Origin of the sequence: Streptomyces sp. NPDC046197 (assembly GCF_040646295.1) — a bacterium.
Lineage (GTDB): Bacteria > Actinomycetota > Actinomycetes > Streptomycetales > Streptomycetaceae > Streptomyces.
The window spans coordinates 257492-282293 of the sequence record NZ_JBEYZY010000006.1; the positions used below are offsets into that span (position 1 = coordinate 257492).

Below are 24802 nucleotides of genomic sequence, written 5' to 3' on the forward strand. Positions count from 1 at the left end.
CATGACCGCCACCACAGTTGAGAAGGCCGCCACGACGCAGCGGGCCGCGACCGTCGAATTCCGGGGGCTACGCCGGGAGTTCGGTGCCACCGTCGCCCTCGACGGGCTCGACCTGACCGTGGCGCCGGGCGAGTTCCTGGCGCTGCTCGGGCCGTCCGGGTGTGGCAAGACCACCGCGCTGCGCATGCTCGCCGGGTTCGAACACCCCGACGCGGGCGAGGTGCTGGTGGACGGTGAGGACGTCACCCGCGTCCCGGCCCACCGCCGCGACGCCGGGATGGTCTTCCAGTCGTACAGCCTCTTCCCGCACCTGAGCGCCCTCGACAACGTCGCCTTCGGGCTGCGCATGCGCAAGGTCCGTACCTCCGAACGCCGCGCCCGCGCCGCAGAGTTGCTGGAACTGGTCGGACTCGCCGACAAGGGGGACCGCTACCCGCACCAGCTCTCCGGCGGACAGCAGCAGCGCATCGCGCTGGCCCGCGCGCTCGCCCTGCGGCCGCGCGTGCTCCTCCTCGACGAGCCGCTGTCGGCGCTCGACGCCAAGGTGCGGCTCACGCTGCGCGAGGAGATCCGCCGGCTCCAGCAGGAACTGGGCATCACCACCCTGTTCGTGACGCACGACCAGGAGGAGGCGCTGTCGATCGCCGACCGGGTCGCGGTGATGCGCGCCGGAAAGCTCGAACAGTGCGCCGCTCCCGCCGAGTTGTACGGGCGCCCCGCCACCGCCTTCGTCGCCGAGTTCGTCGGCACGATGAGCCGGATTCCGGGAGTGGCGCGGGACGGCTCGGTCGAGGTGCTCGGGCGGCGGCTGCCCGTCGACGGCGAGGCTCCGGCCGCCGGCGAGGTGGACGTGCTGGTGCGGCCCGAGGCCGTCCAGGTGCGGGCGGAGGCGGAGGGCGACGCCCGGGTCCTCGCCACCGCCTTCCTGGGCGCCGTCGTCCGGGTCACCGTCCGGCTCGCCGACGGCACCGAGGCGAAGGCCGACCTGCCCGCGCACGAGGCCGCCGGGCTCGGCGCCGGAGCCGCCGTCCGGGTGTCGCTGCCGGACCGGCCGGTGCTGGTGGCCGAACGTACCCAGAAGTGAAGGAAGACACCCACGTGACCCCCCACCCACGACTCCCGCACCCCCACACTCCCGCCCGCCCGCACCAGGCTCCCGCCCGCCCACCCTGGGCTGTCCTGTTCGACATGGACGGCACGCTCGTCGACACCGAGCGCCTGTGGTGGGAGGCGGTCGAGCACGTGGCCGGACGCCCGCTGGCCGACGCCGACCAGCCGGACGTGCTCGGCCGGCCGGTCGAGCACACCGCCGGCTGGCTGGCCGCCACCACCGGCAGGTCCGCCGCCGACCTGACCCGGGACCTGCACCGGGAGTTCACCGACCGGGTCCGCACCGGGACGGTGCCGCGCCCGGGAGCCCTGGACCTGCTCGACGCCCTGGCCGCCGACGGCGTGCCCACCGCGCTGGTCACCGCATCCCCCCGGACGGTCGCCGACACGGTGCTCGACGCCCTCGGCCGGCACCGCTTCGCCGTCTCCGTCACCGCCGACGACACCGACCGCACCAAGCCCGCCCCCGACCCCTACCTCGCCGCCTGCCACGCCCTCGGTGTCGACCCCACCGCGTGTGTGGCCGTCGAGGACACCCAGACCGGCGTCAGTTCCGCCGAGGCGGCCGGGTGCGCGGTCCTCGCGGTACCGTCGCTCGCCCCGATCGCCGCGGCACCCGGCCGCACCGTGCGCGAGAGCCTGGTCGGGGTCACCCCCGAGGAGCTGAACAGCATGGTCACCCCCCACCTGCGGGTCATGAGCTGGAACCTCTGGCTCGGCGGCGCAGAGGTCGACGACCACCGGGCCAAGCAGCTCAAGGCGATCCTGGAAACCGGCGCGGACGTCGTGGGCCTGCAGGAGACCGCCGGCACCGCGGCCCAGGAACTCGCCGAGGCCCTCGGCTGGCACCACCACCGGGCCGGCGAGAACCTCGGCATCATCAGCCGCCACCCCATCACCGCCCGTCTCGGCGACCCGGACGTCGGCTTCTACGGCGCCGCCGGAGCCCGGATCGAGATCGCCCCGGGCCGTGCGGTCGACGTGTGGACGGCCCACCTGCACTGCACGCCCTACGGCCCCTACGAGTCCGCATTCGACGGGCTCCCGGCGGCCGAGCTGATCGCCCACGAGGAACTGCGGCTCGCCCAGATGCGGGACACGCTGCGGTGGATCGGCGACACGGCTCTGCCGACGGTGCCGGTCGTCCTCGTCGGCGACTTCAACTGCCCCTCCCACCTGGACTGGCCGGACGTCGACTGGCCGGTGACGAAGGCGGCGGCGGAGGCGGGCTTCGCCGACTCCTACCGCGAGGCCCACCCGGACCCGGTCGCCGAGCCGGGGCACACCTGGTCGCCGATCCACCCCGTGCACGAGGACGGCAGCGGGCGGCCCGAGCCGCAGGACCGCATCGACTTCGTCCTGCACCGGGGACTCACGGTGCTGGACTCCGGGACGTACGTCAGCGGCATCCCGCGCCCCTGGCCCGATGTCGCCGGGAACGACTGGCCCTCGGACCACGCGGCGGTCGTCACCACCCTCGCCGTGGGCGCCGCCTGACTGGTTATCACCTTAGGTGACCTTGCGGTCCGGGTGAGTGATCCCGTAGGTTGTCCCGCATTCGCTACCCGTCGGTAACGCCTGTTTTCAGTCGCACCGCCGCCCGGCCGCCCGGCCGATTCCGTCGTCCTGGGGAGACCATGCGCTGGCCCATCGGCCGTCCCACCACGGTCCGCGCGCGGATCGTGGCCCTCGCGCTCGCCCCGGTGATCGCCCTGATGACCCTCTGGAGCTTCGCCATGGTCTCGGTCACCGGGGACCTGCGCGCACTGATCAGGCTCCAGGGGGTGTACGAGGACTTCGGCACGCCCGTCGACACGGCGATCGGCCAGATCCAGATCGAACGGCGGCTCGCGGCCGCGTACCTCGGCGGCGGCCCGCACGCGGCGGCCGCCGTCGACCTGCTGCAGCAGCAGCGCCGTACCGACCGGGCCGTGAGCGCCATGCGCGACGCCGTCCAGGGCGGCGACCGCAGTCGGCTCACCGTCCGGCAGCGGCAGGTGGTCGACGCCGCGGTGAGCGCCACCGACCGGCTGGAGGGTCTGCGCGAGCGCGTGCTGGCCCGGCGCATCTCGTGGGACCGGGCCGTGACCGAGTACAGCGCCCTGGTGGAACCCGGGTTCGACGTCCAGTCCTCGCTGACCGCGCTGCAGGCGGGGCAGCTCGCACGGGAGGCCCAGGTCGTCGTCGAGCTGGTACGGGTGCGGGAGTTCGTCTCCCGCGAGGACGCGCTGGTCGCCGGGGCCCGGGCCGCCGGGACCCTGACCGGCCCGCAGTACGAGATGCTCACCGCGACGATCGAGGACCGCCGGATCTTCGAGCAGACGTACGTGCCCGCCCTCCCGTCCGACTCACGGGCCCTGTTCCGGGAGTTCCAGCGCGGGGACGTGCACCAGGCCCTGACCCACGGCGAGGACGCCCTGCTGCGGGCCGGTGCGGCGGGCGCCGGCCGGGCCGTGGCCGCCGGCTCGTGGCGCACCACCACCGACCGGGCCGTCAAGAGCTACATGCAGCTGTGCACGCAGGCCGCCAAGAACTCGGCCGCCCGGGGACGCGCCTTCGCCTACCGGGAGCTGACCCGGGCCGCCGTCGTCGGCGTGGTCGGGCTCGCCGCCGTGGCCCTGTCGCTGTGGTTCGCGGTGCGCGGCGCCCGGCGGATCTCGCGCCGACTGGAGACGCTGCGAGACGCCGCCGACGTGTTGACGACCCGCCAACTGCCCGATGTGATGGCCAGGTTGGCCGCGGGCGAGGAGGTGGACGCCGTGGCAGAGGCGCCGCCGCTCGCGGCGGAGGAGATCAGGCCCGACGAGATCGGCCAGGTCGGCCGGTCCTTCAACGCCGCCCGGCTGGCGGCGGTGGAGGCCGCGGTCAAGCAGGCCGGCCTGCGGCGCGGGCTGTTCGCCGTACTGCTCAACATCGCGCGACGCAACCAGGCACTCGTGCACCGGCAGTTGAAGCTCGTCGACACCCTGGAGCGGCGGACCGACGACCCGGACGTCCTCGAGGAACTGTTCCGGATCGACCACCTGACCACCCGCATGCGCCGCCACGCCGAGAGCCTGATCATCCTCTCCGGTGCCGCTCCCGGCCGCCGGTGGCGGCGACCGGTGCCGATCGCCGACGTGGTGTCGTCCGCGGTCAGCGAGATCGAGGACTACGCGCGCGTGGAGGTCCCGCCCATGCCCCAGGTGGGCATCGCCGCGGACGCCGTCGCCGACGTCGTGCACCTGATCGCCGAACTCCTGGAGAACGCGACGGTGTTCTCGCCGCCGCACACCCGGGTCACCCTGCGCCCGGGGCGGGCGCGCGGCGGGTTCGTGCTGGAGATCGACGACCGCGGGCTCGGCCTGGACTCCGACCAGATGGAGGAGGCCCACCGCACCCTCACCCGCCCCGACGACTTCGACCCCACCCGGCACGAACGCCTCGGCCTGTACGTGGTGGGACGGCTCGCCGCCCGGCACGGCATCGCGGTCACGCTGACCCGGTCGCCGTACGGCGGTACCACGGCGGTGGTGCTGGTGCCGGAAACGGTGCTGGCGGAGGTGGCGCCGGTGAGCGGGGTGCCGGGCCCGTCCGCGCCGGGGGCCGGCGACGCGGGGCAGGGGACGTCCGTGCCCGGCACGCCCGAGGGGGCGCCGCGGTCGTCCGTGGAGACGGCGGAGGCCCTGCACGGCCGGTCGGCGCGGGACACCGGGGTCCGGCTGCGGGCGCTGCCTTCCCGGAAGACCGTGGCACCCGTGCGGGCGCTGCCCGCGCGGAGGGATCCGTCGCTGACCACGCCGGAAGCCGCACCGGACCCGTCACCGGCACCAGTACCTACGGAACCGGACCCGTCACCGGCACCCATCCCCGCCGATCCCCCCACTCCGGCCCTGCCCACCCGCAGTCGGCAGACCTCTCTCGCCCCTCAGCTGCGCACCGAGGGGCCGCCCGCCGAGGGGCCTGCGGAACGTCAGGTCAGCGCCGAGGAGGTGCGGGACATCTTCGGCGCATTTCAGCGGGGGCTGGACCGCGGCCGCAGGGGCCTCCCCGCGGACACCGGCCCCACGCAGCGAACCGACATCGAGGAAGGGACGGATGCCGACGATGCGCCCTGACCAGACCCCCGAGCCGCCCTCCGAGGCCGCACCGCAGCCCGGCGCCGACCTCGGCTGGCTGCTCGACGACCTCGTGGCCAGAACCGACCACGTCCGCCAGGCCGTGCTGCTGACCGCGGACGGCCTCCCGCTGAGCTTCTCGGAGGGCATGCGCAGACGCGACATCGAGCACCTCGCCGCCGTCTGCTCCGGATTCCACAGCCTGGCCCGCTCGGCGGGGGAGCGGTTCGCGGCCGGAGAGGTGCGGCAGACCATGGTGATGCTCGACGACGCCTACCTCTTCATCACCCCGGCCGGAAACGGCAGCCGGCTGGCCGTGCTCAGCGAGGTGCAGACCGACGTCGGGCAGTTGGCCCACGAAATGGCCCTGCTCGTGCGCCGGCTCGGCCGCCACATTGACGCCGCCGTGCGCTCGGCCGCGGGCCCCACCGCTTCCTGATCCGGCTGTGACCGACGACCACTGGTACGAGGACGAGACCGGGGCGATGGTGCGCCCCTACATGGTGACCCGGGGCCGCACCCGTCCCTCGGACCGGCACAGCATCGACCTGATGTCCCAGGTCACCGCCCTGCACGTGGACGAAGGACAGTCGGCTGTCGATCACGCCCGCGCGTCCCTGCTCGGCCTCGTGCGCCGCGGCCCCCGGCCGGTCGCCGAGCTTGCCGCGGACGCCGACCTGCCGCTGACGGTCGTACGCGTGCTGCTCGGCGATCTGGCCGAGGCCGGGCTGGTCCGCATCGACGCGCCCCGGCGTGTGCTCGCCGACGGCCCCGCGGCCGACCCGGAGCTGCTGCGGGAGATCGTGGAGCGGCTTCGGGAGCTGTAGAGGAGAGGAGCGGGTGCCCGGAGAGGACCGTGAGGTCGTCCCTGCCCCGCCGCACCTTCTGTATCCCCTTGGCGCTTCTGTGCTGCCTTCCGCCCGACCGGCGGCGGGACCCGGCCGCGACCTGCGCCCCCCCCGGAGGGCCTTCCCAATGGGCCTGTGCAGGCGTCCCAGGGCGCGCAACGAATCGCCGTGCGAGCAGTCGTGGACGCAATGAACCGCGCACCGGCGCGCAACGGCTCCCGCTTGTCCGGGCGAGCGCGCCGACCGTACCTTCTAAGTGACCCCCGAACCCCTCCGTACCTTCGAGGACCACGCATGCGCACCGCCCTGCTCCAGAGCTCTGGCCGCCCCGGCTCCGTCGCCGAGAACCTGAAGGTCCTCGACGCCGCCGCGGGCAGGGCCTCGGCTGCCGGCGCCGGGCTCCTCCTGGCCCCGGAGATGTTCCTGACCGGTTACGCGATCGGCGACGACATCGGCCGCCTCGCCGAGCCCGCCGACGGCGAGTCGGCCGACGCGATCGCGTGGCTCGCCGCCCGGCACGGCCTGGCCATCGCCTACGGCTACCCGGAGCGGGACGGCGAGAGCGTCTTCAACTCCGCCCAGCTGATCTCCGCCGACGGCACGCGTCTGGCGAACTACCGCAAGACCCACCTCTTCGGCTGCTTCGAGCGCGACCACTTCACGCCGGGCGACCAGCCGGTCGTCCAGGCCGAGCTGAACGGCCTGACGGTCGGCATCATGATCTGCTACGACGTGGAGTTCCCGGAGAACGTGCGCGCCCACGCCCTCGCCGGTACCGACCTCCTCGTCGTCCCGACGGCGCAGATGCACCCGTTCCAGTTCGTCGCGGAGTCCCTCGTGCCGGTGCGCGCCTGGGAGAACCAGATGTACGTCGCGTACGTCAACCGGGTCGGTCAGGAGGGCGAGTTCGAGTTCGTCGGCCTGTCCACTCTGGCCGGACCCGACGGGATCGCCCGCGCCCGCGCGGGCCGCGCCGAGGAACTGGTCCTCGCCGATGTCGACCCGGCCTTCCTCGCCGCCTCCCGCGAGGCCAACCCGTATCTGAAGGACCGCCGCCCCGGCCTCTACGGGTCCCTCCTCTGAGTCACCGCCCCCCAGCCCTCCCCCTTCAGACCTTTCGCGCTAGGAGTCCGTACCCCATGACGTCCACGGTGCCCAACGCCGTCGAGCACGCAGACGAGCAGCAGCCGCCGATCACCATGTTCGGCCCGGACTTCCCGTACGCGTACGACGACTTCCTCGCCCACCCGGCGGGGCTCGGCCAGATACCCGCGACCGAGCACGGCACGGAGGTCGCCGTCATCGGCGGCGGCCTGTCCGGCATCGTCGCCGCCTACGAGCTGATGAAGATGGGCCTCAAGCCCGTCGTCTACGAGGCCGACCGGATCGGCGGCCGGCTGCGCACCGTCGGCTTCGAGGGCTGCGACGAGTCGCTGACCGCCGAAATGGGCGCCATGCGCTTCCCGCCGTCCTCCACGGCGCTGCAGCACTACATCGACCTGGTCGGGCTTCAGACGCGTCCCTTCCCCAACCCGCTCGCCGAGGCGACGCCCTCGACCGTCGTCGACCTCAAGGGCGAGTCGCACTACGCCGAGACGATCGACGACCTTCCGCAGGTCTACCGGGACGTGGCCGAGGCCTGGAACAAGTGTCTCGAAGAGGGCGCCGACTTCTCCGACATGAACCGCGCCATGCGCGAGCGGGACGTGCCGCGCATCCGTGAGATCTGGGCCAGGCTCGTCGAGAAGCTCGACAACCAGACCTTCTACGGCTTCCTCTGCGACTCCGACGCCTTCAAGTCCTTCCGGCACCGCGAGATCTTCGGCCAGGTCGGCTTCGGCACCGGCGGCTGGGACACCGACTTCCCGAACTCCATCCTGGAGATCCTGCGCGTCGTCTACACCGAGGCCGACGACCACCACCGAGGCATCGTCGGCGGCTCCCAGCAGCTGCCGCTGCGCCTGTGGGAGCGCGAGCCGGAGAAGATCGTCCACTGGCCGTACGGCACCTCGCTGAAGTCCCTGCACGTGGACGGCGAGCCGCGCCCGGCGGTGACCCGGCTGCACCGCACCGCGGGCAACCAGATCACCGTGACCGACGCCGACGGCGACATCCGCACCTACCAGGCGGCCATCTTCACCGCCCAGTCCTGGATGCTGCTGTCCAAGATCGCCTGCGACGACTCGCTGTTCCCGATCGACCACTGGACCGCGATCGAGCGCACCCACTACATGGAGTCCTCGAAGCTGTTCGTCCCCGTCGACCGGCCGTTCTGGCTGGACAAGGCCGTCGACGACCAGGGAAACCCGACGGGCCGGGACGTCATGTCGATGACCCTCACCGACCGCATGACCCGCGGCACCTACCTGCTGGACGACGGCCCGGACAAGCCGGCCGTGATCTGCCTGTCGTACACCTGGTGCGACGACAGCCTGAAGTGGCTGCCGCTGTCCGCGGGCGAGCGGATGGAGGTCATGCTGAAGTCGCTGTCGGAGATCTATCCGAACGTCGACATCCGCAGGCACATCATCGGCAACCCGGTGACCGTCTCCTGGGAGAACGAGCCCTACTTCATGGGCGCGTTCAAGGCCAACCTGCCCGGCCACTACCGCTACCAGCGGCGCCTGTTCACGCACTTCATGCAGGACCGGCTGCCCGAGGACAAGCGGGGCATCTTCCTCGCAGGCGACGACATCTCCTGGACGGCGGGCTGGGCCGAGGGCGCCGTGCAGACCGCGCTGAACGCGGTATGGGGCGTCATGCACCACTTCGGTGGGACCACCGACGCGGCCAACCCCGGCCCGGGCGACGTCTACGACGAGATCGCCCCCGTGGAACTCCCCGAGGACTGACGGTCCGCGCGGGCGGTCACACCCCGGCCGCCCGCGCCTTCTCGTACACCTCCGCGGCGATGTCCCCGAGTTCCCGGGCGTCCCGCGCACTGCTCTGCAGATCGACCAGGATCTCCTCCAGGCCGATCTCGGCGTGCGCGAGCAGATCCTCGGCGATCTGGTCGGCGCTGCCGTGGAAGGGCCGCCGGTCGGCGCCGTCGTAGGCCTTGGCCGAGTACTCGGCGTTCGCCCTGAGGACCGTCTGGATCGGCTGCTGGCGGCCGCGCTCGGCCGCGAGGTCCTGCAGTTCCTGCCACTGGGTCGCGATCTGCTCGACGCCCATGCCGACCGGCAGCCAGCCGTCGGCGTGGTCGACGAGGCGCTCCTGGGCCTTCCGGCTGCTCGCCGCCAGCAGGATCGGGATCGGCCGGGCGGGCTTGGGACCGACCACGGCCGAGTCGATCCTGGTGATCGAGCCGTCGTAGCGCACCGGGTCGGGACCCCACACCGCCCGGCACACGTCGATGACCTCGTCCAGCACCCGGCCGCGCTCCTTGATCGGCCGGATTCCCGCGGCCGCGTACTCGTCGAGGGACCAGCCGGTGCCGAAGCCCGCGATCACCCGGCCACCGCTCGCCGCGTCGAGCGAGGCGAGGGACTTGGCGAGCTGGAACGGCTGGTGCAGCGGCGCGACCAGCACACTGCTGCCGAGCCGGACCCGCTCGGTGGCCGCCGCGGCGAGGGTGAGCGTGATCAGCGGGTCGGCGACATGGCGGTACGAGTCCGGCCAGGGGAGGCCCTCGATGCCGTACAGCCCCTGGGTGGCGGGCTCCGGGAACAGGGCCCGCTCGTACACCCAGAGGCTGTCGTACCCGATCCGTTCGGCGGTGCGCGCCACCTCGGGCACGTCCCTGCCGAGGTCGTACTGCCGGTTCTGCGGAAGACCGAGCCCCAGACGGATCGCCATGGCATGTGCTCCTTCGTGATCGTCGGTGTCCGTCGATCAACGTACAGCGACGCATGGGGAGTTCCCAGGAGATCGCCCCGGCTGTCCGGATCAGTCCGGCAGGGGAGTGAGCAGCATGCGTCCGGCGAAGCCGACGGCCGCGTCCAGCCGCTGGGTGAACTCCCCGGCCACGTCGGGCAGTCGGCGCAGCGCCCACAGCGCCCGCGCCGCCGTCCAGGTGGCGTCCCGGGCCCGCTCCAGGCTCCACGAGCCGAGCAGATGGGTGAGCGGGTCGGCGATCTGGAGCAGGTCGGGACCCGGCATCAGGTCCTCGCGGATGCGCTCCTCCAGCGACACGAGGAGGTCGCCCACGCGGTCGAACTCGTCCTCCAGCTCGGTCGGTTCGCACTCCAGTGCACGGCAGGTGTCCACCACGGCGAGGGCGAGGTCGTGGCCGATGTGCGCATTGATGCCGGCCAGCGCGAACTGCAGCGGCCGTACGCCGGGGTGCCGGCGGAACTGGAACAGCGGCCGCCAGCAGGCCGGCGGGCGCCGGCCCCCGGCGACCGCGTCCACGGCGGACAGGTACCGCTCGGCGAACCGGACGTCCAGCGTCGCCACGGCCCGTGGGTCCGTGAACCGCCCCGCGTCCACGAGCCGGTCGACCTCCTCGGTGACAGCCAGGTAGACCCGGTTGAAGACCGCGATCCCGTCCTGCTCCGGCAGGGTGGCGCCCAGGACGCGCATGCGGGCGAGGACCGTGTCCACGGTCTCCGGGCGGTGGGTGAGTTGTACCGATTGCGCCATGAGGGCAGAGTCCCAGGCCCGGGCCGGCCCAGGTGCCGACCGGCCCGGCGCTTCCCCGGAACGGGGGAACGTCACGCGGGAGGGTGAGCCGCGGGCACGCTACGGCTGGGTGCGCTGGGCGTCGGCCTCGGGGGCCTCGGCGGCCTCGTCGTAGGAGGAGGTGCCCTCGTCCAGCAGCGGTTCCTGCCCCTTGAGGTGGGCGGGCGCGAACGCGCCCAGTGTGTGGTAGCCGGTGATGACGACCAGCGTGCCCAGCGCGATACCGCTGAGGGAGAAGGTGTTGCTGAACTTCATGCTGACGTTGCCGACGCCGATGATGATGCCCGCCGCGGCCGGCACCAGGTTCAGCGGGTTGCGCAGATCCACCTTGGCGTTGATCCAGATCTGCGCGCCCAGCAGCCCGATCATGCCGTACAGGATGACGGTGATGCCGCCGAGGACCCCGCCCGGGATCGCGGCGACGATCGCGCCGAACTTCGGGCAGACACCGAACAGCAGCGCGAAGCCGGCGGCGGCCCAGTACGCGGCGGTCGAGTAGACGCGGGTCGCGGCCATCACGCCGATGTTCTCCGAGTACGTGGTGTTGGGCGGGCCGCCCACGGCCGTCGACAGCATGGACGCCACCCCGTCCGCCGAGATGGCCGTGCCGAGCTTGTCGTCCAGGGGATCGCCGGTCATCTCACCCACCGCCTTGACGTGCCCGGCGTTCTCCGCGACCAGCGCGATGACCACGGGGAGCGCGACCAGGATCGCCGACCCCTGGAAGGACGGCCCGTGGAAGGTCGGCAGCCCGATCCAGCCGGCTTTGCCGACGCCGGAGAGGTCCAGCCGCCAGTGGTCGGTGAGCCTGCCGCTCGCGTCCACCGAGTGGATCATGCCGAAGATCCGGTCGGAGGCCCAGGAGAGCCCGTAGCCGAACACGAGCCCCAGAAAGATCGCGATGCGGGACCAGAAACCACGCAGACAGACGATGGCCAGGCCGGTGAACAGCATCACCAGCAGGGCGGTCCACTGGTCCTGGGGCCAGTAGGTGGAAGCGGTGACCGGGGCGAGGTTGAAACCGATCAGCATCACGACCGCGCCGGTGACGATCGGCGGCATCACGGCATGGATGATCCGCGCGCCGAATCGCTGTACCGCCACTCCCGCCATGAACAGCGCGACGCCGACGACGAAGACCGCGCCGGTCACGGTCGCGCTCGTGCCGCCCTGCGCCCGGATGACCGCGGCCACGCCCACGAAGGAGAGCGAACAGCCGAGGTAGCTGGGCACCCGGCCGCGCGTGGCGAGCAGGAAGATCATCGTCGCGACGCCGGACATCATGATCGCCAGATTGGGGTTCAGGCCCATCAGAACCGGTGCCACGAAGGATGCGCCGAACATCGCGACCACGTGCTGGGCGCCGAGGCCGACCGTGCGGGGCCAGGAGAGCCGTTCGTCGGGCCGGACCACCGCGCCGGGGGCGGGCGTGTGCCCGTCGCCGTGCAGTTTCCAGCGGACGCCGAGGTCCATGGTGGGGTTTCTCTTTCCTTGTACGTGAAGACTGTCCGGGACCATTGTCACGGGTACCTGGCGGCTCTACGCTCGCACGGTCTTATTCATGAACGATACTCACGTACCTGATCGGCCTGATCGGAGGGAGTGTTCGAAGCAGGTCGCCTCAACCCCGGCGTGCTCACGGCCGGGGGTCGGGTACCGGCGCGGTGGCCCGTACGGCAACCCGTCGGTCGCCCGCCCGCAGCACCCCCGCGAACCCCGCGAGCCCGCACGCCAGCACCGTCACCAGGCCGAACGACACGACGAGGCTGGTCGCCTGGGCCAGACCGCCGATCGCGCCCGGCGCGACCAGCCCCGAGGTGTACGTGATCGTCGCGACGCCCGCTATGGCCTGGCTCGGGTTCGGTCCGCTGCGGCCCGCCGCCGCGAAGCACAGCGGTACGACGACCGCGATACCGACGCCCATCAGGGCGAATCCCGCCATCGCCACCAGCGGATGCCCGGCACCGACGATGAGCAGGCCGCCGAGGACGGCGAGGACGCCGCTCGCCCGCACGGTGCGCACGGAGCCGAACCGGTCCACGACCTTGTCGCCCGCGATCCGGGCAACGGCCATGGTGAGCGTGAATCCCGTCGTGCACGCGGCGGCGAGCGCGGCGGAGGTGCCCAGCTGGTGCCGCAGATACACCGCCGACCAGTCCAGGCTCGCGCCCTCCGCGAACACCGCGCAGAAACCGATCGCGCCGATCAGCAGGGTGGACTTGGGCGGCAGCGCGAACCGGGGCGGCGGCTCCTCGTCCTGCGCGGGCTGCAGGTCGAGCACCCAGGTGCACGCGACCAGGCCCAGCACGGTCAGGACGGCGGCCGCAAGGACGTGGTGCAGCCGGGCGTCCGCGCCCAGACGCGCCGCAAGGGTGCCGGCCGCCGAGCCGACCAGCGCTCCCGCGCTCCACATGCCGTGCAGGCCGGACATGATCGACCGGCCGAGGCGGTTCTCCACCTCCACACCGAGGGCGTTCATCGCCACGTCCGCCATGCCCGCCGAGGCGCCGTAGACGAACAGGGCCAGGCAGAGCGTGAGGAGGTTCGGCGCGAGGGACGGCAGGACGAGGGACAGCGTCCACAGGGCCATCAGGCCCCGAAGGGCGTCGCGGGCACCGAACCGGTGGCTGATGCCGCCGGCGAGCGGCATGGCGACCGACGCGCCGAGCGCCGGGAACGCCAGCGCCAGCCCCAACTGCCCCGCCCCGATCGAGGCGTGGTCCTGGATCCACGGCACCCGGGTCGCGAACGAGCCGGTGACGGCGCCGTGCACGGCGAAGACGGCCGCCACGGCGTACCGGGCGCGCCTCCCCTCGCGCTGCTCGCAGACCCTCCCGACCACTTCACTCATTCTCGGGTCCCTCCCCGGCTGTGTATCTCCCCGGTGCGCCGCCGTAAACTATCAGGAACCCTGCCTGATAGATAGGGGATACCCGGCCGCCCCGGCGCGGCCCCGCAGATCTGGGAGGATTCCCGGCATGCCCGCATCCCCGAGCACCGCCCGGGCCATCAACGACCGGCTCGCCCTGCGGCTGCTGCAGCAGGAAGGGCCGCTGACGGCAGGGCAGCTGAAGCAGCTCACCGGCCTGTCCCGGCCCACGGTCGCGGACCTCGTCGAACGCCTGACGGTCTCCGGCCTGATCACGGTGGTCGGGGAGTCCGGGGAGCAGCGGCGGGGCCCCAACGCCCGGCTGTACGGGATCGTCGCCGACCGCGCCCACCTGGCCGCCCTCGACGTACGCACCGAGGGCGTCTCCGTGACCGTGTCCGACCTGCTGGGGCGGGTGCTGGCCGAGGCAGCCGTGCCGATCGGCGACGACACCGGCACCGGGCCGGCGGTGGAGCAGGCGGTCGCGCTGGTGGAGCGGGTGGCGAAGGAGGCCGGGGTGGAAGAGGTGTCCCGGCGGGAGCCCGGGAGGGCGCGGGGGAGGCTGCACACGGTCGGCATCGGCGCGCCCGGCCTGATCGACCCGGTCACGGGCGAGCTCCGCGACTCGACGGGGCTGCCCGAGTGGCACCGCCGGCTGGTGGCCGCGTTGCAGGAGAGGCTGCCGGATGCGCGGGTCATCGTGGAGAACGAGACCAACCTCGCCGCCCTGGCGGAACAGCGCGACGGGGCCGCCCGGGACCGGGACACGTTCGTCCTGCTCTGGCTCGGCCACGGCACGGGCGCGGCCGTCGTCCTGGACGGCACCCTCCGCCGTGGTGCCTCCGGAGGCACCGGCGAGATCGGGTTCCTGCCGGTACCGGGCACGGGCGCGCTGCCCTCGGCGACGGACTGCGCCGGCGGCTTCCACTCCCTGGCCGGGGCGGCGGCGGTCGTGGCGCTAGCGGAGGAGCACGGGCTGGTGGGGGGCGGGCCTGAGTCCGCGGACTCGGAGTCCGCGGAGCCCGGGCCCACGGATTCGGCGTCACGGGAGGCGGGGTCCACCGGGCCGGTGGCCGCCGAACTGGTGCGCCGGGCGGTCGCGGAGGACGCTGCTGGTGCTGGTGCTGGTGCTGGTGCTGGTGCTGGTGCTGGTGCTGGTGCTGGTGCTGGTGCTGGTGCTGCCGACGGCGGTGGGGGCGGCGGAGGCAGTGGTGACGGCGATGCTGGTGGGCCGGCGCGGTTCCTCGACGCCCTCGCCGACCGGCTGGCCATCGGCGTCGCGTCGGTCGTGGCCGTTCTCGACCCCGGCTGTGTGGTGCTGGCCGGCGAGATCGGGCAGGCCGGCGGGGACGCGCTCGCCGCGCGCGTGGCGGAGCGGATCGGGCGGATGTCCCCCCTGCCCACGGAAGTGCGGCCGAGCACGCTCGGAGGCGCCGCCGTCCTGCGCGGGGCGCTGCTGACCGCGCGAGACCGCGCGCAGGACGAACTGTTCAAGCCGCCGGAGCGATAGCCGGGCGGCGGACCGGCCGCGACCGGCCGCCTCAGCCCCGTCGCCCGTTGCCGAACCGTTCCGCCAGGTACTCCTCGAACGTCCGCTTCCCCACGGCCAGCTGCGGGGTGAGGTGGCCGCCGTCCCGCAGGCCCCGGTACGCCCTGCCCGCCAGGGGCACGCCGAGCAGCGCACGCCGGCGGCCCGTGGCCTTCAGATATGCCCGGGCCAGGGACTCGAAGGTGCGCACCTGGGGACCACCCATGTCCGGCACCCGCCCGGCCGGTGCGCCCACCGCCAACTCGGCCAGCCGGTCCGCGACTTCCGCCGCCTCGATCGGCTGGTCCCGCACCCCGGCCGGCAGCAGCAGCACCGGCGGCTTGGCCAGTGACCGCAGCAGCGTCACCAGCAGATCGTGGAACTGGGTGGTCCGCAGCACGGTCCAGCCCAGCCCCGACTCCGCGATCAGCTTCTCCACGGCGAGCTTGCTCGCGTAGTAGCCGAGCGGCACCCGGTCCACGCCCACGATCGAGATGTACACCAGGTGCCCCACACCCGCCCGCCGCGCCGCCGCGAGCAGGTGTGCGGCCGCCTCCTCGTCGCCTCCCCGGGGCGTGCTCGCGCAGTGCACGATCGTGTCCACGCCGGCGACGGCCGCGTCCAGCCCGGGTCCGCCCTCGCGCAGATCGACGGCGTACTGCGTGGCGCGCCGGCTGAGCACCCGTACCTCGTGTCCGTCCGCGCGCAGCCGCTCGACGACGAGTCGGCCGAGCGTTCCGGTGCCGCCGGTCACCAGGATCGTGGTCATGCTGTTCAGTCCCTTCGGACCCGGCGCTCCCGGATGGAGCGCCCCCTGTCAGCTGAGACCGGGCAGCCCCCGTGCAATGTGACAGTGGCTCCGCGGACGCGTCACCTGACCCCGTACGAAGTCCAGCTTGTCGGGGTTCACCACGACGTGCACCTGCGCGATCAGGTCGTCCCTCAGCTCGAAGCAGGCGACCCCGGCCAGTGTGTCGCCGGCCCACGCGGCCAGCGCCCGGCCGCCGTTGACCTCGATCACCGTGAAGTCCAGGCCCGCCGCGAACCGCCCGCCGCCGCCCGCCACGAGGCGCGCGACCTTCTCGCGTCCGCCGACCGGCCGCCGGGCCGAGGTGACCTTGCCGCCGCCGTCGCTCCACCAGGTCACGTCGGCCGCGAGCAGCCTCTCCAGCCCGGCCAGATCACCCTCGCGGGCCGCCGCGACGAACGAGGTGACCAACGCCTCCTGCCGCTCGGGAGCGGGCTGGAACCGGGCGCGCGGATCACCCACCCGCGACGCCGCCCGCCGGTACAGCTGACGGCAGTTGGCCTCGCTCAGGTCCAGCACCTCGGCGATCTCCCGATGTCCGTACGCGAAGGCCTCACGCAGCACGTACACCGCGCGCTCGGTCGGCGTGAGCCGCTCCAGCAGCACCAGCACGGCCATCGACACGGCGTCCCGCTGCTCGGCCGACTCCAGGGGGCCGAGCGTGCCGTCCGAGGTGACCACCGGCTCGGGGAGCCAGGCGCCCACGTAGCTCTCGCGCCGGGCCCTGGCCGAGGTCAGCCGGTTGAGGCAGAGGTTGGTGACGACCTTGGCCAGCCAGGCGGCCGGGTGCTCGACGGCCGAGCGGTCGGCGCCGCGGTAGCGCAGATAGGCGTCCTGGACCGTGTCCTCGGCCTCCTCGGCGGAACCGAGCATGCGGTAGGCCAGCCCGAACAGACGGGGACGGTGCTGTTCGAACTCCTCGTCGTACGTCATGCGTTCAGCCTGTCAGAGGTGAACAGGGCAGTTGGTACGTACCTGTTGACCACTGTGGTCTAGTCCTCTTACTGTCTGAGTGGTGACTGAGTCCTGTGCAGACCGGTCCGGCGGCGGTGACGACGGCCCTTGCCCGCCGCCGGACCTCCACCGGCCGAGAAGTCCAGTCGCGCGGTCTGTGAGCCACTCCACACCGGCCGCCGGTATGGACGTCAACCGGGCGTGGCACACTGGCCCTGTACCAGTAGCAGCGCACTCCGGGGTCGGTGAAAGTCCGAACCGGCGGTTACAGTCCGCGACCCGGTCGCTTCCAGCGGCCGGTTGACCAGGTGAAATTCCTGGACCGACGGTTAAAGTCCGGATGGGAGGCAGTGCGCGGCGAGCGGGCATCCGTGCGCGCCGCCGTCTGGACTCGTCCGTGCGGACGGGTCCCGTCCGGCGTCGCCCCCGGTGTTCTCGCTCGTACTTCTGTCGTCATCGACAGCCCCGGAGTCCGTGCCCGAATGAGGCAGGAGGACCCGGGAAGTGTTCACCGGAATCGTCGAAGAGCTGGGTCAGGTCACCGCCGTCGAGAGCCTCGGCGACGCAGCCCGCTTCCGGCTCCGCGGCCCCGTCGTGACCGAGGGCGCGCAGCACGGCGACTCCATCGCCGTGAACGGGGTCTGTCTCACCGTCGTCGAGCACGAGGGCGACGAGTTCACCGCCGACGTCATGGCCGAGACCCTGAAGCGCTCCAGCCTCGGTGTCCTCACCGTCGGCTCCCGCGTCAACCTCGAACGTCCCACCGCAGTGGGCGCACGCCTCGGCGGGCACATCGTCCAGGGGCATGTCGACGGCACCGGCACGGTCCTGGACCGCACGCCCTCCGAGCACTGGGAGATCGTGAAGATCTCGCTCCCCGCCGAGCTCACCCGCTATGTCGTGGAGAAGGGCTCCATCACCGTCGACGGCATCAGCCTGACCGTCGTCGAGGCGGGTACCGACCACTTCACCGTCAGCCTCATCCCGACCACCCTCGCCCTCACCACCCTCGGCCTGAAGCAGCCCGGTGACCCGGTCAACCTCGAGGTGGACGTCGTCGCCAAGTACGTCGAGCGGCTGCTGGCGGCCGGTCGGGGGGCCGACCGGTGAACTGGCTCGACTCGGAGGCCTTCGTCGTCTTCGGCCAGCACATCAAGTGGTCGGACATGACCGGCAACGTCGTGGGGCTGATCGCCCTGGCGTTCGGCTGGCGCCGGTCCATCTGGACCTGGCCCACCCAGTTCCTCTCCGGACTGATCCTCTTCGCGGCCTTCGCCACCGCCCACCTCTCCGGCAGCGCGGGCAAGCAGATCGTCGTGATGGCCGTCGCCGTCTACGGCTGGTGGCAGTGGAACCGCGGCAAGGGGCGGGCGGAGGACGGTCACATCGCCGTACGGTTCGCCACCTGGCGGGAGCGGGCGGCCCTGCTCGGCGCCGCCGCCGTCGGCACGGTCGCGGTGGCCGTGCTCTTCAAGGCGTACCCGTCCCTGTCCTGGGACCCCTGGCCCGACGCCTACATCTTCGTCGGCACCATCGTCGCCATGTACGCCCAGGCCCGCGGCATGGTCGAGTTCTGGTTCGCCTGGCTGCTCGTCGACGTCGTCGGCGTCCCGCTCAACTTCGCAGGCGGCTTCGCCTTCTCCGGATTCGTCTACGTCATCTACGGCGCACTCGTCCTGTGGGGCATGCGCGACTGGTGGCTGCGCTCCCGCAAGGCCGCGCGGCCCGTCCTGGAAGGAGCGCCGGCATGACGGCGGCACCGATCCTGTACAGCACCGACAACATCGAGGACTTCACGCTCGACCCGGTCGAGCAGGCCATCGCCGACATCGCGGCCGGCCGTCCGGTCGTGGTCGTCGACGACGAGGACCGCGAGAACGAGGGCGACCTCGTCATCGCCGCGGAGAAGGCGACCGAGGAGATCGTCGCCTTCATGATGAGCGAGTGCCGCGGCCTGATCTGCGCGCCCATGGAGGGCGAGGAACTGGACCGGCTGAGGCTGCCGCAGATGGTCGAGGAGAACACCGAGTCGATGAAGACCGCGTTCACGGTCTCCGTCGACGCCACCGCCGCGCACGGCGTCACCACCGGCATCTCCGCCGGCGACCGCGCCACCACGCTCCAACTGCTCGCGAGCGGCACGGCCGAGCCCTCGGACCTCGTCCGCCCCGGCCACGTCTTCCCGCTGCGCGCCCGACCCGGCGGCGTGCTGGTCCGCAACGGCCACACCGAGGCCGCCGTCGACCTGGCCCGGCTCGCCGGACTGCGCCCGGCCGGCGCCATCGTCGAGATCGCCGGCGAGGACGGCCGGATGCTGCGCCTGCCCGAGCTGATCCCCTTCGCCCGCAAGCACGGCCTGACGATCATCTCCATCGAGGACCTGATCGCCTACCGGCGCGGCTCGGAGCCCACCGTCCGCCGCGAGGCCGAGGTCCACCTGCCCACCGCCCACGGCGTCTTCACCGCCTTCGGCTACCGCTCCGCCGTCGACGGCGTCGAGCACGTCGCCCTGGTGCACGGCGAGATCGGCGACGGCGAGGACGTCCTGGTCCGGGTCCACTCCGAGTGCCTCACCGGCGACGTCTTCGGCTCCCACCGCTGCGACTGCGGACCCCAGCTGGACGCCTCCCTGGAGCGCATCCAGACCGAGGGCAGGGGAGTGGTGGTCTACCTGCGCGGCCACGAGGGACGCGGCATCGGCCTGATGTCCAAGCTGCGCGCCTACGAACTCCAGGAGCGCGGCCGCGACACCCTCGACGCCAACCTCGAACTGGGCCTGCCCGCCGACGCCCGCGACTACGGCGCCGGCGCGCAGATCCTCCAGGACCTCGGCGTGCGCAGCGTGCGCCTGATGACCAACAACCCCGACAAGACCGATGCGCTCGTGCGCCACGGCCTCAAGGTCACCGGCCGGGAGCCGATGCCGGTCCAGGCGGGTGAGCACAACCTCCGCTACCTGCGCACCAAGCGGGACCGGATGGGGCACGACCTGCCCTGGCTGGACACGACCGCCGTGTCCACCTGCGGCAACCAGTAAGAGAGAGCACTGAGGAGACACGTGAGCGGCAAGGGTGCACCGGAACTGTCCGTCCGGAACGTCGGGGACCTCAGGGTCGCCGTCATCGCGGCGCAGTGGCACGAGAAGGTGATGGACGGTCTGGTGGACGGCGCTCTGCGCGCCCTGCACGACCTGGGAATCGACGAGCCGACCCTGCTGCGGGTCCCCGGCAGCTGGGAGCTCCCGGTGGTCGCCAAGGCGCTGGCCGGCCGCGGCTACGACGCGGTCGTCGCCCTCGGCGTCGTCATCCGCGGCGGCACGCCCCACTTCGACTTCGTGTGCCAGGGCGTCACCCAGGGCCTGACGCAGGTGTCGGTCGAGACCGGCGTTCCGGTCGGCTTCGGCGTGCTGACGTGCGACACCGAGGAGCAGGCCCTGGACCGGGCCGGTCTGGAGGGCTCCAACGAGGACAAGGGGCACGAGGCCGTGACCGCCGCGGTGGCGACGGCGGCAACGCTCCGCTCAGTATCCGAACCCTGGCACTGAGGCACCGCCCCGAGCGCGTAGGGTGGGGACCACCATGTCCAAGAAGACGTTCGAGGGGCTCTTCACCGAGCTCCAGCACAAGGCCGCCCACGGCGACCCCGCCACCTCCCGCACCGCCGAACTGGTCGGCAAGGGCGTCCATGCCATCGGCAAGAAGGTCGTCGAGGAAGCCGCCGAGGTCTGGATGGCCGCCGAGTACGAGGGCAAGGAGGCGGCGGCCGAGGAGATCTCCCAGCTGCTGTACCACGTCCAGGTGATGATGGTCGCCCGCGGCATCTCCCTCGACGACGTCTACGCCCACCTCTGAGCCGTCCCGCACGCACTTCCGTACCGAACGAGCACCGAACGAGCAAAGGAAGCCGACCTCATGCTGCGCATCGCCGTCCCCAACAAGGGTTCACTCTCCGGCCCTGCGGCGGACATGCTGCATGAGGCCGGCTACCAGCAGCGTCGCGAGTCCAAGGAACTGCGGATCGTCGACCCGGAGAACGAGGTCGAGTTCTTCTACCTCCGCCCCCGCGACATCGCGATCTACGTCTCCTCCGGCCGCCTCGACATCGGCATCACGGGCCGCGACCTGCTCATCGACTCCGGCGCCAACGCCGAGGAGATCCTGCCGCTCGGCTTCGCCCGCTCCACCTTCCGCTACGCCACCAAGCCCGGCACGGCAGGCGGCGTCGAGGACCTGAACGGCAGGACGGTCGCCACCTCCTACGAGGGCATCGTCGCCAAGCACCTCGCCGACAACGGCATCGACGCCTCCGTCGTCCACCTCGACGGCGCCGTCGAGACCGCCATCCAGCTCGGCGTCGCCGAGGTCATCGCCGACGTCGTCGAGACCGGCACCTCGCTGCGCAACGCGGGCCTGGAGGTCATCGGCGAGCCGATCATGACGTCCGAGGCGATCGTGGTCCGGCGCACCGGCGCCGACGCCGAGGAGCCCAAGGTGCAGCAGTTCCTGCGCCGCCTCCAGGGCGTTCTGGTGGCCCGGACGTACGTGATGATGGACTACGACTGCCGGGTCGAGCAGCTGGACAAGGCCGTCGCGCTGACCCCTGGCCTGGAGTCCCCGACCGTCTCCCCGCTGCACAACGAGGGCTGGGTCGCCGTGCGCGCCATGGTCCCGGCCAAGGAGGCACAGCGGATCATGGACGACCTGTACGCGATCGGTGCCCGGGCCATCCTGACCACGGCCATCCACGCCTGCCGCCTCTGAGGGCGCGCACGGACACCGACAGGCACCAGAGGCGAAGAGGCACGAAGAGATGTCCGATCTGCCGGCACTTCCCGTCACCTTCCGGCCCGGCCGCACCCGCGCGGTCCTGCTGACCGCCGGAGTCGCGATCTTCGTGGTCATCACCGCGGTCGCGATGCTGCTGGAGCAGCTCACCCCCGGAGAGCGCCTGAGCTTCGTCTTCACGGCGGCCGTCCTCTTCGGCGTACTGCTGCTGCTCTCCCGCCCCAAGGTCGTCGCGGACGAGTCCGGTGTGACCGTCGTCAACATCGCCAGCAGGCGACGCCTGGACTGGGCGGAGATCCTCCAGGTGAACCTGCGCCCCGGCGACCCCTGGGTGTTCCTCAACCTCAGCGACGGCACCAGCCTGCCCGCGCTCGGCATCCAGCCGGGCATCGCCAGGCAGCGGGCGATCGAGGACGCGCGGACGCTCCGGGCGCTCGCCGAGGCCCGCTCCATCAAGGACGCCGAGCGGTCCACGGGGGAGTCCGAGGGCTGACTCGGTGACGTCCGCCCTGCCGCACGGGCGGGTGTCTTGATTAATCTGGTGGCGGAGGCGTTTTCGCTGCGCCTCCGCCCCTGTGCTCCGACCGGCGCGCGGGGATTCCTGCTACCCGAGGAGTGACTCCCTCCGGCGATGGACGGATCGTCCTGTAGTACCTGCGCCGCCCCCTGCCGACATAGCGCGGACCGCCTCCACGCGGTACGCGCCCATGCGGAGGCGGCGGCATCATGACCATCCCCCTGCTGCTCCTGGGAGCGGCGTTCCTGCTGATTCTCGCCAACGGCTTCTTCGTCGCGGCCGAGTTCGGCCTCGTCACCGTCGAGCGCCCGGAGGCCGAGAAGGCCGCCGCCGACGGCGACCGACGAGCCGGTACGGTCGTCGAGTCGCTCAAGGAGCTGTCCTTCCAGCTCTCCGGCACCCAGCTCGGGATCACCATCACCTCGCTCGTCGTGGGCATGCTCGCCGAGCCGGCCCTGGCCCGGCTGCTGCGCGGCCCGGTCACCGCGGTCGGTGTCCCCTCGGGCGCCGTGTCCGGGGTCGCCGTGGTCGTCGGCATGCTGCTCGCCTCGGCCGTCCAGATGGTGATCGGCGAGCTCGTGCCCAAGAACTGGGCGGTGTCCAGGCCGCTGCAGGTCGCGCGGTTCGTCGCCGGCCCGCAGCACGTCTTCTCGCGCCTGTTCCGCCCGGTCATCGCCGCGCTGAACGCGGTCGCCAACCGGCTCGTCCGGGCCCTGGGCGTCGAACCGGCCGAGGGGCTGGCCTCCGCCCGGACCCCCGGCGAACTGGTGTCGCTGGCCCGGCACTCGGCGCGGGCCGGTGCCCTGGAGCAGGACACGGCCGACCTGTTCGTGCGGACCCTCTCCCTGGGCGAGCTCACCGCGCAGCACGTCATGACACCGCGCGTGAAGGTGAGCGCCCTGCAGTCGTCGGCCACCGCCGAGGATGTGGTCAACCTGACCCGTGCCACCGGCCTGTCCCGCTTCCCCGTCTACCACGAGAAGATCGACGAGGTCGTCGGCCTGGTCCACCTCAAGGACGCGCTGGCGGTCCCGGCCCACGACCGGCTGCGCACTCCCGTCGGCCGCATCGCCCGCCCGGCGCTGCTCGTCCCCGAGACGCTTCCCGTGCAGCCGCTGCTCGCGCAGCTGCGCAGTGAGCAGCCCATCGCGGTCGTCGTCGACGAGTACGGCGGCACGGCCGGCGTGGTCACACTGGAGGACATCGTCGAGGAACTGGTCGGCGAGGTCCGCGACGAGCACGACGCCAAGGACGTGCCCGAGCTCGCCCCCGCCCCACCGGAGGACGGCAGGCCCGCCTGGGACGTCGACGGCGGTGTCCGTGTCGACCTGCTGAAGCGCATCGGCCTCGACGCGCCCGAGGGCCCGTACGAGACCGTCGCCGGCCTGGTCGCCGACCTGCTCGGCCGCATCCCGGTGCCCGGCGACCGGGTCGAGCTTCCGGGATGGCGGCTGTCCGTGCGCCAGGTCGGGCACTACCGCGCCGAGCGGGTCCGCCTGCTCCGCACGGCCCCGGCCCCCGACGCCGCCGTGACCGTGGCGGAGGCCGTCCGATGAGCCTGCTGCAACTGTTCTTCGCCGCGCTGCTGGTGCTGGCCAACGGCTTCTTCGTCGGTGCCGAATTCGCACTCGTGTCCGTGCGCCGCAGCCAGATCGAGCCGCTCGGGACCGCGCGGGCCCGCCAGGTGATCTACGGCTTGGAGCGGCTGCCGCAGATGATGGCCGCCGCCCAGTTCGGCATCACCGTCTGCTCGCTGACCCTGGGCGCGGTCGCCGAGCCGACGGTGGCGCATCTGCTGGAGCCGGTCTTCGAGTGGATCCACCTGCCCGACGGCATGGTGCACCCGCTCGGCTACGTCATCGCGCTCGCGGCCGTGGTCTTCTTCCACCTCGTCATCGGCGAGATGGTGCCGAAGAACCTCGCGATGGCCGCCCCGGAGAAGGCCGCGCTGTGGCTGAGCCCCGGCCTGGTCGCCTTCGCCCGCCTGTGCCGGCCCGTCACCGTCGCGCTCGGCGCCTGCGCCCACGGCATCCTGCGGCTCTTCCGGGTCGAGCCCAAGGACGAAGTGGAAGCCGCCTTCACCAGTGAGCAGCTCAACCGGCTGGTGGAGGACTCCGGCCAGGCCGGGCTGCTCGACCCCGAGGAGCAGGAGCGGCTGGAGGACGCGCTGGAGCTGGGCTCGCGCCCGGTGACCGACGTGCTGCTGAAGCGGGAGGCACTGGTGACCGTGAGCCCTTCGGTCACCCCGGGCGAGATCGTCGCCCTCACCGCCCGCACCGGGTACTCCCGCTTCCCGGTGGCCGCGGAGAACGGCTCCTTCACGGGCTACCTGCATGTGAAGGACGTCCTCGACCTGGAGGAATCCGAGCGGGCCGTGCCGCAGCGGATATGGCGGCCGATGACCACCCTTCGGCCCGAGCTGCCGCTGGACGACGCGCTGACCGTCATGCGGCGGGCGGCCACGCACCTGGCGCAGGTGGCCGACGCGAGCGGCCGGGTGCTCGGACTGGTGACGCTCGAGGACGTGCTGGAACTGCTGGTCGGCGAGGTGCGGGACCCCGCGCACCGGGTGGCGACGGAGATCAGGCTGACCGAGCCGCGGGGGAGCGGGGAGCCGGAGGAGGTGCTGGCCACCTAGGGTCTGTCCGGGCATCGGGCCCCAGG

General features: G+C 72.4%; 23 protein-coding genes and 1 riboswitch. Of the genes, 17 read left to right on the forward strand and 6 right to left on the reverse strand.

The features are described from left to right. Position 1 precedes the first annotated feature (1 nt). The 7 genes from AB0A61_RS11575 (at position 2) to AB0A61_RS11605 (ending at position 8907) form a co-directional block, all read left to right on the forward strand. Complete coding sequence (locus AB0A61_RS11575) at positions 2-1084, forward strand: ABC transporter ATP-binding protein (RefSeq protein WP_361289807.1); 1083 nt, start codon at positions 2-4, stop codon at positions 1082-1084. A 95-nt stretch (positions 1085-1179) separates the two neighbouring features. Then, a complete protein-coding gene (locus tag AB0A61_RS11580; protein ID WP_361290032.1) occupies positions 1180-2607 on the forward strand; it encodes an HAD-IA family hydrolase in 1428 nt (475 codons plus the stop codon). Between the two features lie 140 nt (positions 2608-2747). After that, positions 2748-5207, forward strand: coding sequence for a nitrate- and nitrite sensing domain-containing protein (locus AB0A61_RS11585; RefSeq protein WP_361289810.1), 2460 nt, complete (start codon positions 2748-2750; stop codon positions 5205-5207). Further along, a complete protein-coding gene (locus tag AB0A61_RS11590; protein ID WP_361289813.1) occupies positions 5197-5646 on the forward strand; it encodes a roadblock/LC7 domain-containing protein in 450 nt (149 codons plus the stop codon). Before AB0A61_RS11585 ends, AB0A61_RS11590 begins: the two co-directional genes overlap by 11 nt. A 7-nt stretch (positions 5647-5653) precedes the next feature. After that, complete coding sequence (locus AB0A61_RS11595; protein WP_361289816.1) at positions 5654-6034, forward strand: DUF742 domain-containing protein; 381 nt, start codon at positions 5654-5656, stop codon at positions 6032-6034. A 315-nt stretch (positions 6035-6349) separates the two neighbouring features. After that, positions 6350-7138 carry a carbon-nitrogen hydrolase family protein gene (locus tag AB0A61_RS11600; RefSeq protein ID WP_361289819.1) on the forward strand — a complete coding sequence of 263 codons (789 nt, stop codon included), beginning with the start codon at positions 6350-6352 and terminating at the stop codon, positions 7136-7138. 56 nt (positions 7139-7194) lie between these two features. Then, positions 7195-8907: an NAD(P)/FAD-dependent oxidoreductase gene (locus AB0A61_RS11605; protein ID WP_361289822.1), complete on the forward strand. Its 1713-nt coding sequence runs from the start codon at positions 7195-7197 to the stop codon at positions 8905-8907. A 16-nt stretch (positions 8908-8923) separates the two neighbouring features. Here AB0A61_RS11605 and AB0A61_RS11610 read toward each other — a convergent pair whose 3' ends face one another. The 4 genes from AB0A61_RS11610 to AB0A61_RS11625 form a co-directional block, all read right to left on the reverse strand. After that, positions 8924-9853: an LLM class F420-dependent oxidoreductase gene (locus AB0A61_RS11610; protein ID WP_361289825.1), complete on the reverse strand. Its 930-nt coding sequence runs from the start codon at positions 9851-9853 to the stop codon at positions 8924-8926. Between the two features lie 90 nt (positions 9854-9943). Next, positions 9944-10639, reverse strand: coding sequence for a DUF5995 family protein (locus AB0A61_RS11615; protein WP_361289828.1), 696 nt, complete (start codon positions 10637-10639; stop codon positions 9944-9946). A gap of 99 nt (positions 10640-10738) precedes the next feature. Then, positions 10739-12151 (reverse strand): solute carrier family 23 protein, encoded by a 1413-nt coding sequence (locus tag AB0A61_RS11620; protein WP_361289831.1) that lies wholly within the window; start codon positions 12149-12151, stop codon positions 10739-10741. Positions 12152-12314: 163 nt separating this feature from the next. Continuing rightward, a complete protein-coding gene (locus AB0A61_RS11625; RefSeq protein ID WP_361289834.1) occupies positions 12315-13529 on the reverse strand; it encodes an MFS transporter in 1215 nt (404 codons plus the stop codon). A gap of 127 nt (positions 13530-13656) precedes the next feature. Between AB0A61_RS11625 and AB0A61_RS11630 the strand changes: the two genes are divergently transcribed. Next, entirely contained in the window at positions 13657-15057 is a 1401-nt protein-coding gene (locus tag AB0A61_RS11630; RefSeq protein WP_361289837.1) for an ROK family transcriptional regulator, read from the forward strand. Positions 15058-15088: 31 nt separating this feature from the next. On the opposite strand, the gene AB0A61_RS11635 is transcribed toward AB0A61_RS11630, so the two are convergent. Together AB0A61_RS11635 and AB0A61_RS11640 are read right to left on the reverse strand one after the other, a co-directional pair. Further along, positions 15089-15844 carry an SDR family oxidoreductase gene (locus tag AB0A61_RS11635; protein ID WP_361289840.1) on the reverse strand — a complete coding sequence of 252 codons (756 nt, stop codon included), beginning with the start codon at positions 15842-15844 and terminating at the stop codon, positions 15089-15091. Between the two features lie 48 nt (positions 15845-15892). Continuing rightward, on the reverse strand, positions 15893-16816 hold the full coding sequence (locus AB0A61_RS11640; RefSeq protein ID WP_361289843.1) for an RNA polymerase sigma-70 factor: 924 nt from the start codon (positions 16814-16816) through the stop codon (positions 15893-15895). Positions 16817-17064: 248 nt separating this feature from the next. Beyond that, positions 17065-17195, forward strand: a riboswitch (FMN riboswitch). Between the two features lie 146 nt (positions 17196-17341). Between AB0A61_RS11640 and AB0A61_RS11645 the strand changes: the two genes are divergently transcribed. The 9 genes from AB0A61_RS11645 (at position 17342) to AB0A61_RS11685 (ending at position 24776) form a co-directional block, all read left to right on the forward strand. Continuing rightward, positions 17342-17947, forward strand: coding sequence for a riboflavin synthase (locus AB0A61_RS11645; RefSeq protein ID WP_361289846.1), 606 nt, complete (start codon positions 17342-17344; stop codon positions 17945-17947). Further along, on the forward strand, positions 17944-18588 hold the full coding sequence (gene pnuC / locus AB0A61_RS11650) for a nicotinamide riboside transporter PnuC (RefSeq protein ID WP_361289849.1): 645 nt from the start codon (positions 17944-17946) through the stop codon (positions 18586-18588). The genes AB0A61_RS11645 and pnuC overlap by 4 nt, the downstream gene beginning before the upstream one ends. After that, positions 18585-19874, forward strand: coding sequence for a bifunctional 3,4-dihydroxy-2-butanone-4-phosphate synthase/GTP cyclohydrolase II (locus AB0A61_RS11655; protein WP_361289852.1), 1290 nt, complete (start codon positions 18585-18587; stop codon positions 19872-19874). Before pnuC ends, AB0A61_RS11655 begins: the two co-directional genes overlap by 4 nt. 21 nt (positions 19875-19895) lie before the next feature. Continuing rightward, on the forward strand, positions 19896-20381 hold the full coding sequence (gene ribH / locus AB0A61_RS11660; protein WP_361289855.1) for a 6,7-dimethyl-8-ribityllumazine synthase: 486 nt from the start codon (positions 19896-19898) through the stop codon (positions 20379-20381). Positions 20382-20415: 34 nt separating this feature from the next. Further along, entirely contained in the window at positions 20416-20688 is a 273-nt protein-coding gene (locus AB0A61_RS11665; RefSeq protein WP_361289858.1) for a phosphoribosyl-ATP diphosphatase, read from the forward strand. Positions 20689-20748: 60 nt separating this feature from the next. Then, entirely contained in the window at positions 20749-21597 is an 849-nt protein-coding gene (gene hisG, locus AB0A61_RS11670) for an ATP phosphoribosyltransferase (protein WP_361289861.1), read from the forward strand. 49 nt (positions 21598-21646) lie between these two features. Further along, positions 21647-22114 carry a PH domain-containing protein gene (locus AB0A61_RS11675; protein ID WP_361289864.1) on the forward strand — a complete coding sequence of 156 codons (468 nt, stop codon included), beginning with the start codon at positions 21647-21649 and terminating at the stop codon, positions 22112-22114. Between the two features lie 233 nt (positions 22115-22347). After that, positions 22348-23694, forward strand: coding sequence for a hemolysin family protein (locus tag AB0A61_RS11680; protein WP_361289867.1), 1347 nt, complete (start codon positions 22348-22350; stop codon positions 23692-23694). After that, positions 23691-24776, forward strand: a complete 1086-nt coding sequence (locus AB0A61_RS11685) for a hemolysin family protein (RefSeq protein WP_361289870.1) — start codon at positions 23691-23693, stop codon at positions 24774-24776. The genes AB0A61_RS11680 and AB0A61_RS11685 overlap by 4 nt, the downstream gene beginning before the upstream one ends. The last annotated feature ends 26 nt before the right edge of the window (positions 24777-24802 follow it).

Bases quoted from the DNA above. Each gene is read 5' to 3' on its own strand.
- AB0A61_RS11575 (WP_361289807.1), top strand. From the start codon at position 2: ATGACCGCCACCACAGTTGAGAAGGCCGCCACGACGCAGCGGGCCGCG.
- AB0A61_RS11585 (WP_361289810.1), top strand. From the start codon at position 2,748: ATGCGCTGGCCCATCGGCCGTCCCACCACGGTCCGCGCGCGGATCGTG.
- AB0A61_RS11590 (WP_361289813.1), top strand. From the start codon at position 5,197: ATGCGCCCTGACCAGACCCCCGAGCCGCCCTCCGAGGCCGCACCGCAG.
- AB0A61_RS11600 (WP_361289819.1), top strand. From the start codon at position 6,350: ATGCGCACCGCCCTGCTCCAGAGCTCTGGCCGCCCCGGCTCCGTCGCC.
- AB0A61_RS11605 (WP_361289822.1), top strand. From the start codon at position 7,195: ATGACGTCCACGGTGCCCAACGCCGTCGAGCACGCAGACGAGCAGCAG.
- AB0A61_RS11610 (WP_361289825.1), bottom strand. From the start codon at position 9,853: ATGGCGATCCGTCTGGGGCTCGGTCTTCCGCAGAACCGGCAGTACGAC.
- AB0A61_RS11615 (WP_361289828.1), bottom strand. From the start codon at position 10,639: ATGGCGCAATCGGTACAACTCACCCACCGCCCGGAGACCGTGGACACG.
- AB0A61_RS11620 (WP_361289831.1), bottom strand. From the start codon at position 12,151: ATGGACCTCGGCGTCCGCTGGAAACTGCACGGCGACGGGCACACGCCC.
- AB0A61_RS11625 (WP_361289834.1), bottom strand. From the start codon at position 13,529: ATGAGTGAAGTGGTCGGGAGGGTCTGCGAGCAGCGCGAGGGGAGGCGC.
- AB0A61_RS11630 (WP_361289837.1), top strand. From the start codon at position 13,657: ATGCCCGCATCCCCGAGCACCGCCCGGGCCATCAACGACCGGCTCGCC.
- AB0A61_RS11635 (WP_361289840.1), bottom strand. From the start codon at position 15,844: ATGACCACGATCCTGGTGACCGGCGGCACCGGAACGCTCGGCCGACTC.
- AB0A61_RS11640 (WP_361289843.1), bottom strand. From the start codon at position 16,816: ATGACGTACGACGAGGAGTTCGAACAGCACCGTCCCCGTCTGTTCGGG.
- AB0A61_RS11655 (WP_361289852.1), top strand. From the start codon at position 18,585: ATGACGGCGGCACCGATCCTGTACAGCACCGACAACATCGAGGACTTC.
- AB0A61_RS11665 (WP_361289858.1), top strand. From the start codon at position 20,416: ATGTCCAAGAAGACGTTCGAGGGGCTCTTCACCGAGCTCCAGCACAAG.
- hisG (WP_361289861.1), top strand. From the start codon at position 20,749: ATGCTGCGCATCGCCGTCCCCAACAAGGGTTCACTCTCCGGCCCTGCG.
- AB0A61_RS11675 (WP_361289864.1), top strand. From the start codon at position 21,647: ATGTCCGATCTGCCGGCACTTCCCGTCACCTTCCGGCCCGGCCGCACC.
- AB0A61_RS11680 (WP_361289867.1), top strand. From the start codon at position 22,348: ATGACCATCCCCCTGCTGCTCCTGGGAGCGGCGTTCCTGCTGATTCTC.
- AB0A61_RS11685 (WP_361289870.1), top strand. From the start codon at position 23,691: ATGAGCCTGCTGCAACTGTTCTTCGCCGCGCTGCTGGTGCTGGCCAAC.